Genomic DNA, 12,666 nt, shown 5'->3' with positions numbered 1-12,666 from the left:
AACCTGACACAATTACGGTCGAAAGGGTAGTTCTGTTTATCAAACATGAGGCCTGGTCAGCCCCAGATGGCTTCGCAAAGTACGGCCCTGGTACTCCTTGCGGAAAAGACCGCGCCGTTGGAGTTCCGGCACCACTTGCTCAATAAAGTCTTCAATACCGGAGGGTAAAGACGGCGGCATGAGGTTGAAGCCGTCCGCGCCTTCATTGTTGAACCAGAACTCCATCTTATCGGCTATCTGCTCCGGCGTGCCTACCATGGTGCAATGGCCGCCACCCGCCGCAAGCCGGCCCAACAACTGACGCAACGTGGGCTGTTCAGTCTGAATAATGCGCAATATGGTGCTGTAACGCCCCTGCGGCCCACTGAATTCCTCCAACGGAGGCAAAGGTGGAACCGGCGCGTCCAGTTCCCAGCCCGAACAGTCCTGATCAATGAACATGGCCAGCTGGCGCAAAGAGGCATCGGCGGGCAACAACTCGTCGAGCTCACGCTGCTTCGCCAGCGCCTCCGCTTCGGTGGGCGCCACGTAAGTGACCAGGCCCGGCAGAACAGGCACCGTCGCGTCCCGCCCCGCGGCTTTGACGCGCTGTTTTATGTCCCGGTAGTAACTCTGCGCGGCTGGCAAATCGTAGGCCACCGCATAAATGGCCTCTGCACATCTGGCCGCCAGCTCACGCCCCTGCTCCGAGGCGCCCGCCTGGAACAACACCGGGTGGCCCTGTACCGGACGTGGTACGTTCAGCGGCCCGTCCACGCGAAAGAACTCACCCTGGTGGTTAATCGGCTTTACCTTGGCCGGGTCGGCGTAATGCCCCTGGCGATCAAAGGTCAGAGCGTCATCGGCCCAGGAATCCCACAACCCCAACACGGCCTGCACAAACTCATCGGCCCGGCGATAGCGTTCGGCATGGCCCGGCATGGATTCATAGCCGTGATTACGCGCTTCCACATCAAACATGGAGGTGACAACATTCCAGCCGATACGCCCGCCGGAAATATGATCCAGCGAGGCCACCAGGCGGGCTGCGTGAAACGGCGTATAAAACGTGCTGGAAACCGTACTGATAAAGCCGATGTATTCGGTGGCACGGCTCATGGCAGCAATGGCAGTAAGAGGCTCCAGGTACCACCAACTGCCATCGGAGACGTTACCCACCGTGTTGCTGTCGGCGAAAAACACAGCGTCCAGTTTGCCACGTTCGGCGGTTTGCGCCAGGCGCTCGTAGTAACGTATATCGCCCAGTTGCTCTACCGCCGAGTCCGGGTGGCGCCAGGCCGCCCGGTGGTGGCCGCAGCCCATCAGGAACAGGTTGATGTGCATCATGCGTTGGCAGGAAGAAGAGGCCGCCATCAGTTTTTCACCAGGCCGCCATCAACCACCAGGTTCTGCCCGGTAACAGATCGCGACCAGGGCGAGGCAAAAAACAGTGTGGCATCGGCAAACTCGGCCGGCGTGGTTACCCGCCGTAACGGCGTACTGGCAGCAATGAAATCGAACACGGCCTCCGGAGTAGCGGCCGAGGCATCGGTGGTGCGCAGCAGACCGCCAGACACCATATTCACAGTGATATTGTCCGGCCCGAGATCCTGCGACAGAGTACGGGTGAGTGACAGCAAAGCCGCTTTACCGGCGGTGTAATCGTGATAAGGCACAACCGGGTTATGAAACAGGTTGGTGCCGACATTCACAATGCGCCCAAACCCCGCTTCTCGCATACCATCCAACGCCGCCTGGGTGGTATTCAGGGCACCGCCAACCACGCCGGAAAACTGCTGGTTAAGGTGCTCCCAGGTCAATTGCTCGGCGTTGGCGCGGGCATCGCCATTGAAGGAAAAGTCCGGCAGGGCGTTATTGATCACGGTAGTCACCGGCATACCAAAATGCTGCAGAGCAGACGCAAACATCGCCTTTACCGCTTTGCTGTCAGTAACGTCTGCCTGCACCGCCAGCGCCCTTTCCGGCACTTCGCTGGCCAGCTTTTTCGCTGCTTCAGCACTGTTGCGATAGTTGATCACCACTCTGGCACCCTCACGCAGGAAAGCGCGCACCAGGTGCTCACCCAGGCCACGGGCACCGCCTGTTACCAGCACGAGTTGTTGATCAAGACCTAAAGAATTTTGCATAGACACCTCAAAAGAGAGGCGAAGGTATGAATAGGCAGATGCGGCACAGCATCCCGGCTGCGCCTGCGGCTGACATCCCTTCGCCAGTGTGAACTGGATCAGGTTCAACGGGTGTTATCTCAGCCCTGCGTGCAGGACACCCCGTGTCGAGTCGAAACCATAGCACATCAAATGCACAGGTATGTAGGACAGGATAGCTGCAATTGACAAGTACCCACAGACTTCCTACTCTGTCGACACTCCTGGGGGAGCCGGTTAACGGCTGAGACTCCGCATGCTATGCGGTAACCCTTCGAACCTGATTCGGGTAATGCCGGCGAAGGGAAGGAAAGTGCCTGCTGCACACAAGCCTGTGTGCCCCTTCTTCCTGTACGCCTGCCACGCAAACAAGCAACTTTTGGCGATTGCGCTACACGCCTCAAAGGCAAGGAAGATAACGGATGCTCAGCTCCTCGACTGCACTTGTGTGGCTGGTTTTATTTGCCGCTCTGTTCGCCATACCTGGCCTGATATACGCCCGCCGAAAACAGGACCAACTCGACGATTTTCTGGTCGCCCGAAATAGCCAGAGCAGCTCCGCCACGCTGCTGACACTGCTGGCCACCACCCTGGGCACCTGGATTCTGTTCGGGCCGGCGCAGGCCGCAACCTGGGGCGGCATTGGCGCGATTACCGGCTACGCTCTGGGCGCACTGGCACCGCGCCTGATCATGATTCCTCTGGGCAACCGCATTCGCACACTCATGCCAGAAGGCCATACTCTCACCGAATTTGTACTCGGTCGCTATGGCCGGGTGATGTACGGTTTCGTGCTGATCATCATGATCTTCTACTTGTTTATCAGCCTGACAGCAGGCCTGACCGCCATCGCAAAAATGGTCGCCCTACTGGCACCGGTACCCTTGTGGCTTACCGCCAGCATAGTGATGGCAGCCACCCTGCTCTATACCCTTTATGGCGGCCTACGAGTAACCATCTTTACCGATCGGGTGCAGATGCTGGTGATCCTGCCCTTTCTGGTTCTACTGGTCGCCTTCGGTTGGCAAGCCACTGGCGGCCTTGCTCCAGCGCTGCATGGCTTGCAGGCAAAAGCGCCGCACCTGCTGGACCCGCTGGACATCAACGGCCTGAAATCCGGGCTCACATTCTTTATTGCCGTGGTGCTTACCGGGCTGTTTTATCAGGGAACCTGGCAACGCATCTTCGCCGCCCGCGATAACAAGGTCATTCGGAACGGATTTATCATGAGTGGCCTGCTGAGCTTTCCCATTATCTTCATCATGGGTTTATTCGGGCTGGCGTTCGTGGGGCTGGACTTGCCCGGGGACGGTTCGGTGGCGCTCTTCAGCGTGCTATTGTCAGATGTACCACTCTGGTTTGCGGTTGGTCTGTTACCCTTCGGGCTGGCGCTGATTATGAGCAGCGCCGACTCCACCATCAGCGGGCTGACCAGCATTATGGTGGTCGACCTGCGCCGATTACTGCCCAGACTGAGCAACCATAGCCTGCTTTCGCTGGCGCGCTGGCTGATTATCCTGCTGTCGGTACCGGTGCTGTTCGTCGCGGCCCAGGGCTACAGCGTGCTCTACCTGTTTTTGCTGGCAGACCTGCTGTGCTGTGCCGCAGCCTTCCCGGTATTTTTTGGCTTCTACAACGCTCGCTACCAGAACTACAACGCTGCCCTCAGTACTTTGGCCGGTCTTGTTGCCGGGCTTTCAGTATTTCCTGCGCCGGGGGCTCCCACTACCTACTTATTGGAATCGTTCCTGCTGGCATCGTTGGTGCCTATAGCCGTATCGCTACTGCTCTTGCTTCTACCCAAAGGAAAGCTCTTCGATTTTTCCATACTGGCGCAGCGGGTTCGGAATCTGGAAGGGTAAAAAGCTGCGGGGCTTTCGTACAAAACAACAAGTCCTTCCCGTTGTTTGTGATTGGGGCCATACTGATTGTTCTGCGTGATCAGCATCGTATTCTTTATTGATGCCAAAGCACGCACTAACAGGAGTACATGTAATGAGCAAAGGACAGGACAAAAAAAAGGACACCAAAAAACAACCGCTTTTAACCGCAAAGGAAAAGAAAGCGGCCAAGAAATCAAAGAAGAATGAAACGAACGTTCTAGGAAACTAAGAAAAGCATCAGGAGCGAAAAAACGCCCCTCGTGCAATCGCCTGACGTTATTCAGGCTTGATTGGCTGCAAGGTTCGCTTGGGATGCATACCGTTTACCATGCCCATGAACGGTGGATGGATTGAATAACCCACCATGCTCAGCAGCTGCTCAGGAATTTGGGAAAGTGTGCTCTGGCTAAGCTCAAGAAAAAAGTTCTCTTGCGGCCTTAACCAGGGCTCGCAGTACTGGCAGGTTACCGCAAGACGGTCCGCATCCGAGCGGTTAGCACCCCCTCCATGCCAGAGCGTCCCCAAAAAGAACACGACTGAACCCGCAGGCATCACGGCGGGTATTGCCTGTGAGCGGTCAGTGATTACTTCCTTGCCCAGGTTGTGGCTTTCAGGAATAACCACCGTAGCGCCGTTGTCTTCCGTAAACTCGTCAATCGCCCAAACAGTGGCCGCACCAAAGGGTGGACGCGGACGTGGAACCGGGTAAAAGCCATCATCGTAGTGCAGCGGCTGTGCCGATTCGCCAGACAGAATATTGATAATCTGAGCCTGACTGAGCAGGTAATTCGGCTGAAAAAGACGATCCAACAGCCCCGTGATGCGGGGATGTGTTGCGAGTAGATCAATCACCCGGGTTTTTTCGAGCACGTTATACAGCCGCTGCGTCTTTACGCCTTCAAATGTGTTGCGGCCAGCCTTCCCGAGCAATGGCAGGGTAGCATCGCGAATCAAATCGAGTTGCGAAACCGAAAGAAGCTTCTCAATGATCACATAGCCGTTCCTCATAACGGCCTCGAAATCCTGGGCGATCTGATTTTTGAGAGTTTCAGAACTGCTTTCATCCGACCGAAACGATTTGTGCGTGGCGGCAAGATCTTCAGTTAGCTCCAGAACAGATTCTATCTTTTTCTTATCAGGCATAGAGAGGGCTCTCAAAAGTGGTCCCGCACGAGCTGCAACTACCAATTTCCAGCCCGCTATATTGAATCCTATCTTAAAGCAGTTACACCAACACCTGCCGTGTATTGGCTATATAGCCATGAACCTGTCGCTCAATGTCGGCGTCAACCATTTGCTCCGGCCGGCGACCATTTGGGCAGGGCATATTTTGCGTCGTACCGAACAACCGGCAAATCAACGGGCGCTCCTCATAAACCCGGCATCCTTCCGGGCCAAGATGTACGCAATTAAAATCTTCTAATGCTGCCTCGTGTTCGGCATCACTCTTTACCGGTAAGCGTGACATTTCTTCCGGAGACGTCGTCACTGGCCCGCAACAATCGTGGCAACCCGGAACACACTCAAAAGAAGGAATGTGCTCCCGCAGTCGCGCGATGATTTTCTGGTTACCGGTTTTCATTTACTGCAATCTCCTTAGCCGTAAGTTCTCTGCAGAGCCCCTCATCAAGTCCTTCGAGGGAAATGCGTCCAACAGAGACGCGATGAAGCGACAGCACCTCATTCTGAAAAAACCCGAACATCCGTTTAACCTGGTGATACTTGCCCTCAGTCAGTGAAAGCCTTGCGGTGTAATCAGACAGAATCTCCAGGCGTGCCGGCTTGGTCGTAATACCCTCGTAGCCAAAATAGATGCCTTCCCTGAAAACAGCAACGTACTCCTCCGTTAATGGCTTGGATAACGTCACTTCATACGTCTTTTCAAGCTTTGTTTCAGGCAGGCTTATATTGCGCGACCAGGCGCCGTTATTGGTTAAAAGAACCAGCCCGGTGGTATTCAGATCCAGGCGCCCAACAATATGCAGCTCGCTCTTCCGGGGGTGCTGAACAAGATCCAGCACTGTAGTGTGCCTGGTGTCTCTCGTCGCACTGACTACTCCTCGGGGTTTGTTCAGCATGATATAGACAGGCTGGTTGTCTTTCAGGCAGCGACCATCCAGAACAACCCGAGTAAATTCCGTCACCGATTGCTGAATGGAATGCGCCACGCTCCCATCTAGAAGAATACGTTTCTGAGCAATCAGAAGGCGGGTATCCGCCATTGAAAAATCACTGTTCTGACTAATAAAACGATCGAGCCGACTGGTCCTGGACTTCATGGTTTATCTTCAACAGCCATTCTATTGCGGTTACAATTCAGGGCAGGATCAATCCCCCCATTTCATTTGAAGCTAACCCTCGGGCCCATCCCATTGAGTACACTCCATCGAGGTAAAAAGAGCCAGACCAAACCGGCCCAAAAACGCCTTCACCCCAGAAACATACACAATCAGGGCTATGACTTTCCGTCTCTCACAAAAAGTTACCCGCCGTTAGCCCCACATGTAAAAGCAAACGCGCACGGTAATCTCTCCATAGACTTTGCCAACCCACTGGCAGTTAAAGCCCTGAATGCCGCGCTACTCAAGCGATACTACAACATTATCGATTGGGATATTCCGGAAGGTGCCCTTTGCCCACCCATCCCGGGCAGAGTTGACTACATCCACTACATCGCCGAGTTACTCGGAGTGAGAGAGCCCGCCCAAAAGCCTTCCGGGGCACGGCCTGGAATCGCGATGCTTGATATAGGAACCGGTGCCAACGGGATATACCCGATACTGGCCTGCTCAATATATGGTTGGCAGTGTGTTGGTACAGATATCAGTGCACGGTCACTTGATAATGTCGCGTCGATAATTGCCAAAAACCCTAAACTGGCAAACCGCTTCACACTCCGCAGGCAGCAAGACAGAAACCGTATTTTTGAAGGCATCATTCAAGCGGGCGAATTCTTTGATGTCAGCGTATGCAACCCGCCCTTTCATGCTTCGCAAGAGGATGCTCGCAAAGGCAGCCAGCGCAAAACCAACAACCTTGCGCACAATCGCGGTGCCGCCCCGTCAACACCCTCAAACTCTCCCACCCTCAATTTTGGAGGCCTGGACGCAGAGCTCTGGTGCAAGGGTGGCGAGCGCATGTTTCTGAAAAAACTGATAAAAGAAAGCCAGATATACTCAGCTCAATGCCGCTGGTTTACCAGCTTGGTTTCGAAGAGTGGCAACATAAAGCCCGCAAAAAAACTTATTCATAAACTGGGTGCCACGGACATACGAGAAATAGAAATGAAGCAAGGAAATAAAATTACGAGAGTACTGGCCTGGACGTTCATTAAAACTCCGGATTAGCTGACAACCTGCCACTGAATATCTTTTACCTATTCGGCTATGAACACTTTTTGTTACCCAAAACAGACTGAGCCGCGTCACCTTTCATGTAATACTCAATTTTCCTTTATATAAAAAGCAGAACATGACTTATTTTAAGCAAGTTATTTTTTTGCTGGCTGTGGCCCTGACAATTGGCGGCTGCAGCAACAAGAGCATCCAGTTCGAGGGCGAAGACCTCGAACAGTCAGCATATGACGGTACTCTGGCACGCGTCTCTATTTACGGAATTTCTAACGATGGCGACATTCTCACTGCATTACAGGAAACCGCCAAAGAGAAATTCCAGGAAAACCGAAACCTTTTCAGTGGCTCCGACTCCCATTTATACACACTGAAAATCAACACCTCGGTCGCGGAAAGCGGCATCGAATGTAAAGAAACCAACCTCAGTTACACGACCGAGGGCACCCTCTCTACCAATTACATCCTCGCGACCCTGGAACGACACCCCCAAACATTGTTCGATGTGGATATTGAGACAAAAGGCCATCACGAAGCCTCGCGCATGTCTGATATAAAAAACGCGATCGATTGCGGAAAGAAAACAGCCATTGCCACGGACGCCATCTCCAGAAGTATCCGTATATTTGATCTTCTGGTGAAAGAAGCCAATGGCCTGGATGTCACCCAGGATCTGGAAAAAGTGAAAAACGACAAGGATATTGAGGGCGGCGCCATTGTTATGAGAGTTGTCACCGGAACGCTTTATACCATCGTAATGCCTATTGGTGTCGCCGTTGAAACCGCCGCCGAAACCGACTGGAGCAGCACTATTTCAGCGGCGGCAAAAGCCGCAGATAATATGTCGGCCACCAGCTATGATCCACTGAAAACAACCTACAGCACGCCATCCTATAACATGAGTTACCCTTCACCCCAGACGCTTCCACAGGCTGCGACCACTCAACCACAGGGCTCAGCTTCCGGAAGGCCGACACAGAGTCGCCTGCAACCACAGCCCGCACCCAAAGCAGAGAAACCGGCCGCGAAGACGGTGACAGCGGAAATCCAGGCCCGCGGCACCACTGACATGCACTTTGCTTATGCTCAAGCCCTGGACCTGGCCACCACGAATGCCGACACCCAGGCCAGACAGCAGTGCCGGGAGAATTACAGGGGCACAATTACAACTCTCGACGACCCGAACATGGCAAAAAAAGAATGCGTAGAAAACCGCAACCAGGAATACCGCTGTGTGGTTCAAATAACCCACACTTGTGAATACAAACAGTAAAAGGGCACACCTGATGAAATATCTGCTACTCCTGGCTCTGGCACATTCATTACTCGGGTGCGCCGTCGCCTTCCCTCCCAGTGACGAAGGCATCAATACACAAGCGACAACCGCAAAGCAGAGTATTTACATCGCCAGCACCAACACCAGCGACCCCTCTTGTCATGACGGCACGCTAATTGAAGAACTGAAAAAGCGCTTTGAGTCCCTGGATTACACCCAGGCAGACACCAAAGGCAGTGCTGATCTGGCGCTCTTTCTGGAGTCAGAGTGCCGATTGGAGCAAAACGGCGCGGACATGGCGTCCATCATCCTTCCCCTTGCGTCCTTTTTCATCCTGCCGATTACCACGACAACGGAATACCATGTCCGTGTCGAGACACATGAATATGGCAACCCGGCAAAAGAGTACTTTTTCGACGGCAGCAGCAAGGTAGTGACTCATCCCTTTTACTTCGGGAACTTGGCGAAAGAGCACAAGGACTATGTAGACCAGTCCACTCCCGCCATGAGCAGCAGAATTATCAATGCCCTTGAAGAAGACCACTTCCTGTAGGTTTTTGCTTCAAGGAAAGGCCACACTGCGTCAGACGAGAGGTGGCACTTTCATACCGCCTCACGGCGCCAGCTTGCGCTTCAATGCCCTGGAAACCGATAGCGGAAGGCTGGGCAAGGAGCGAAGCATCCACGGCAGGATCCTGCGCTTCACTCCGCTCAGAGATTCCGGTATCACGGCTTCAATCAGGTGCGGCCCCGGCATTCTCCCGGCATACTCCAGAGCTCTCGCCATTTCCTCGGCGGTGTGCACCCGTACGCCATGCACACCCATGCCATTGGCCATTTCCGCAAAGTTGATCACTGGGCCTCTCAGGTCTAACTGGGATTTGGCTTTTTCTCCCGCCTCTTCCGCGCCTACGCGCTCCAATTCTATGTTAAGCACGGAGTAAGAGGCATTGTTAAAGATGATGGAAGTTACGTTAAGCCGCTCCCGGGCCATAGTCCAGAGGGCCTGGATGGTGTACATGGCGGTGCCATCACCAATCAGCGCGAACACTGGCCGATCCGGGCAGGCCACCGCTGCACCCACCGCATTCGGCAAGCCCTGGCCGATGGCGCCGCCAGTGAGGGTAATCATATCGTGGCGAGGAGCGCCGGCGGTCATTGCTGACAGCATCAGGCTGGAGGTGATGCCCTCATCCACAATAATGGCGTTCTCCGGCATCAGATGACCAAGGGCTTTGCAGACTTTCTCTGCGGTCAGTTTGCCTCTCGGACGGCCCGGCCGTTTAGCGGGTTGCAGTTCCGGTTCTGTCTGGCTGGCACCAACGGCATCGTTAAGTTTGTTCAGGCTGGCGAGGATAGCCTGGTCCGGGGCGACCAGAGTATGTACCTCACAGGTATCCGGTACCAGGTAGCTCTGCTTTCCGGGGTAAGCGAAGAAGGAAACGGGCGCCTTGGCATCCACCAGAATCAGTTGTTCCACATCGGTAAGCTGCACCGCGGCCAGTTCGGCCAGGTAGGCCAGGCGTTCAATGTAAGGCAGGCCGGCACCGCGCTCCAGGCGAGTTGGAAAGGTTTCTGCCAACAAGGTAACGCCGCTGTGTGCGGCCAGTTTAGCCGCCGCCAGAATACTGGGTTCGCGCAGGGAATGGCCGCCCATCAGCAGTGCGGTTTTCTTGCCCGAGCGGATGGCCGCGGCAATGGCCTCTACGATGGCATCCTCTGCCGGCTGCGGTGTCGGCGGCGCCAGTGGTGCGCCAGGGATACCACCCTCGCCCCAGGAAACATCCGCAGGCAATATCAGTGTAGCCACTTGGCCTGGCGCTGAACGGGCGACGGCAATGGCCTCAGCAGCATCCTGGCAAAGCGTTTCTGTACTCTTGGCCGTACGGACAAAACCGGGAGAAACGTTGCGGGCGACGGTTTCGATGTCCGATTGCAACTGAGCATCGTATTTCACGTGATAGGTGGCGTGGTCGCCAACAATATTCACCACAGGCACCTTGCCTTTGCGGGCATTGTGCAGGTTAGCCAGCCCGTTACCCAAGCCGCAACCCAGGTGCAACAGAGTGGCGGCCGGCTTATCCGCCATGCGGGCGTAGCCGTCAGCAGCACCGGTGGCGACGCCCTCGAAAAGAGCAAGGACGGCGCGCATTCCGGGCTCGGCATCCAGAGCAGCAACAAAATGCATTTCACTGGTACCAGGGTTGCTGAAGCAAACCTCAACACCGGCATCCACCAGGGTTTTCATCAGGGCTTGTGCGCCGTTTGTCATTATTGTTCTCCAGCTTCTGAGTGTTCGAATGTTCGGTAAAGTGTTTTGCCCATAGCGATCAGTTTCCCGCCAAAATGGAGCGCACCGCTGACCGCGCCGTCATGATACACCCGGGCAGAAAGGTGCCTTCCAGGGAACGCTTGCCATTGGCGCCGCCGCCCCCAAACCCAGCTGCCTCTCCCACACAATAAAGGCCCGGCACCGGCTGGCCCTGAGCGTCCAGAATGCGGCTTTGCAAGTCGGTTTGCAGGCCACCCAGGCTCTTGCGGGTAATCAGTTGCATGCGAATAGCAATGTAGGGCCCGGCGCCGGGCTTCTGGAGAGGCTCGGGTTTGCACGTGCGTAAACGGTCGGGCTTCCATTCCCTCGCATGCTGAATCAGCCGGATCTGGGGATCATCATGCAGGCTGGTGCCAGCAGCAAAGTTGGCATCGAAAGTATCTGCCGTGGCCTGCAGCGTTGCCGCGTCGACGTCGTGGGAGCAGGTCAGCGCATTCATCTTTGCGGACAGTTCAGTCAGGCTATCTGCCACCAGGAAATCCCGGCTTTCATGTTGCATCTGCCGCACCAAAGCGTGGTTGCCCAGCAACAGTTCTTTCACAAACAGGGGGAACTGTTTTTCACGGATGCGGGCGTTGTGCTCGGCGCCTGAGATGGCAAATTCCTTGGCGGCGATGCGCCAGTTCAGCAGGTGCCAGGTCCAGGGTTTTTCCTGTTCCGCCACCCGCTGACATAACCAGTGGGTATCAAAACCGGTCACCAGAGGTTCCGGGCCAATCCGTTCGCCCCGATGGTTGAGCCAGAGGGCTGATTTACAGGGAATGGTGGAAAGGCCGTGGCCAGGAAAATGAGGGTACGGATGTGCAAAGCCGGCGGCGTAATTCCACATTTCGCCGGCATGGGTAATCTTGCCACCAAGGGTGTCGGCCACCCAGTGATGCATGCGGCCATCGGCGTAAGGATGAGCACCGTTCAGCATACGGGCAGGTTGAGGGCGATCAACGGGCCAGTTAGCGCGGCATTCCTTGTGACTGCCATTGATACCACCGGTAGCCAGAACCACGGCGGAAGCGGCGAAGCGGACCTCCTCACCAGTGGCCTCGTTGATGGCCAGGGCGCCGCTCACTTTTCCTGCTTCGTGGTCCAGTTCCGTAATGCGGTGCTGGTGCAGGAGGGTGAGTTTGCCGCTGGTGTTCTCCCGGTGCAGAGCGGTCACCAGGCAGCGGACCAGTTCCCGGGCGGTGCCCCAGATCACATGGTACCGGGGCAGGCGGTTGCCATCGCCAAAACGACCGCGCTCAACCCAGTTCACAGCCGGCAGGAATTTAATGCCCTCGTTGCTGAGCCAGTCGTAGACCTCAGAGCGTGAATTCTCCACGTAGTAACGGGCCCACTGGAGGGGCAAGTCTTCGTCGGACGCCAACTCGCCAAAGCTGAGCCAGTCGGCCAGAGCAATCTCCGGCGTGTCGGCAATTTTCATGCGCTTCTGCAATGGCGTGTCCACCAGCAGCATGCCACCAAAAGCCCACAATGCCAGGCCGCCCATGCGTTCTTCCGTATCCCGGTCGGCCAGGACAACAGACTTGCCGGCGCGCAGGGCTTCTAGAGCCGCGACAATACCAGCCAGCCCGCCGCCGACCACCAGGATATCTGAAGTAATTACCTTGGCCATATCGCATCCGATCTGATTGCAATGAGTTGTCAGTTTCAAAGATATACCGGTACCATGGCTTTAAAATTG

General features: G+C 55.4%; 11 protein-coding genes and 2 riboswitches. Of the genes, 4 read left to right on the top strand and 7 right to left on the bottom strand.

Annotation, left to right across the window (positions count from 1 at the left end; translation table 11 throughout):
* Positions 1-39 precede the first annotated feature (39 nt).
* On the bottom strand, positions 40-1,353 hold the full coding sequence (locus Q4606_RS00175) for an LLM class flavin-dependent oxidoreductase (protein WP_303606324.1): 1,314 nt from the start codon (positions 1,351-1,353) through the stop codon (positions 40-42).
* Entirely contained in the window at positions 1,353-2,126 is a 774-nt protein-coding gene (locus Q4606_RS00170) for a 3-oxoacyl-ACP reductase (protein ID WP_303606323.1), read from the bottom strand. Before Q4606_RS00170 ends, Q4606_RS00175 begins: the two co-directional genes overlap by 1 nt.
* 58 nt (positions 2,127-2,184) lie before the next feature.
* A riboswitch (TPP riboswitch) is annotated at positions 2,185-2,280 on the bottom strand.
* Between the two features lie 80 nt (positions 2,281-2,360).
* Positions 2,361-2,468: riboswitch (TPP riboswitch) on the top strand.
* Positions 2,469-2,566: 98 nt separating this feature from the next.
* Between Q4606_RS00170 and Q4606_RS00165 the strand changes: the two genes are divergently transcribed.
* Positions 2,567-4,006, top strand: a complete 1,440-nt coding sequence (locus tag Q4606_RS00165; protein WP_303606322.1) for a sodium:solute symporter — start codon at positions 2,567-2,569, stop codon at positions 4,004-4,006.
* A 297-nt stretch (positions 4,007-4,303) separates the two neighbouring features.
* On the opposite strand, the gene Q4606_RS00160 is transcribed toward Q4606_RS00165, so the two are convergent.
* From Q4606_RS00160 to Q4606_RS00150, 3 genes are all read right to left on the bottom strand, one after another.
* Positions 4,304-5,170, bottom strand: coding sequence for a phytanoyl-CoA dioxygenase family protein (locus Q4606_RS00160; RefSeq protein WP_303606321.1), 867 nt, complete (start codon positions 5,168-5,170; stop codon positions 4,304-4,306).
* 82 nt (positions 5,171-5,252) lie between these two features.
* A complete protein-coding gene (locus Q4606_RS00155; RefSeq protein ID WP_303606320.1) occupies positions 5,253-5,609 on the bottom strand; it encodes a YkgJ family cysteine cluster protein in 357 nt (118 codons plus the stop codon).
* On the bottom strand, positions 5,596-6,306 hold the full coding sequence (locus Q4606_RS00150; RefSeq protein WP_303606319.1) for a pseudouridine synthase: 711 nt from the start codon (positions 6,304-6,306) through the stop codon (positions 5,596-5,598). The genes Q4606_RS00155 and Q4606_RS00150 overlap by 14 nt, the downstream gene beginning before the upstream one ends.
* Positions 6,307-6,399: 93 nt before the next feature.
* Between Q4606_RS00150 and rlmF the strand changes: the two genes are divergently transcribed.
* The 3 genes from rlmF (at position 6,400) to Q4606_RS00135 (ending at position 9,206) form a co-directional block, all read left to right on the top strand.
* Positions 6,400-7,374, top strand: coding sequence for a 23S rRNA (adenine(1618)-N(6))-methyltransferase RlmF (rlmF, locus tag Q4606_RS00145; protein WP_303606318.1), 975 nt, complete (start codon positions 6,400-6,402; stop codon positions 7,372-7,374).
* A gap of 124 nt (positions 7,375-7,498) precedes the next feature.
* The gene (locus Q4606_RS00140; RefSeq protein WP_303606317.1) at positions 7,499-8,650 is read left to right on the top strand and encodes a hypothetical protein; all 1,152 of its coding nucleotides are present in this window, start codon (positions 7,499-7,501) and stop codon (positions 8,648-8,650) included.
* A gap of 13 nt (positions 8,651-8,663) precedes the next feature.
* On the top strand, positions 8,664-9,206 hold the full coding sequence (locus Q4606_RS00135; protein ID WP_303606316.1) for a hypothetical protein: 543 nt from the start codon (positions 8,664-8,666) through the stop codon (positions 9,204-9,206).
* A 60-nt stretch (positions 9,207-9,266) separates the two neighbouring features.
* On the opposite strand, the gene Q4606_RS00130 is transcribed toward Q4606_RS00135, so the two are convergent.
* Both Q4606_RS00130 and Q4606_RS00125 read right to left on the bottom strand, forming a co-directional pair.
* Positions 9,267-10,925, bottom strand: a complete 1,659-nt coding sequence (locus tag Q4606_RS00130; protein WP_303606315.1) for an acetolactate synthase large subunit — start codon at positions 10,923-10,925, stop codon at positions 9,267-9,269.
* Positions 10,926-10,983: 58 nt separating this feature from the next.
* Positions 10,984-12,597 (bottom strand): FAD-dependent oxidoreductase, encoded by a 1,614-nt coding sequence (locus tag Q4606_RS00125; RefSeq protein ID WP_303606314.1) that lies wholly within the window; start codon positions 12,595-12,597, stop codon positions 10,984-10,986.
* Positions 12,598-12,666 lie beyond the last annotated feature (69 nt).

The sequence above is a fragment of the Marinobacter sp. 1_MG-2023 genome (assembly GCF_030549045.1).
Taxonomy (GTDB): Bacteria; Pseudomonadota; Gammaproteobacteria; order Pseudomonadales; family Oleiphilaceae; genus Marinobacter.
Note: the sequence above shows the minus strand (reverse complement) of the source record. Positions and strands in the feature narration are given on the sequence as shown.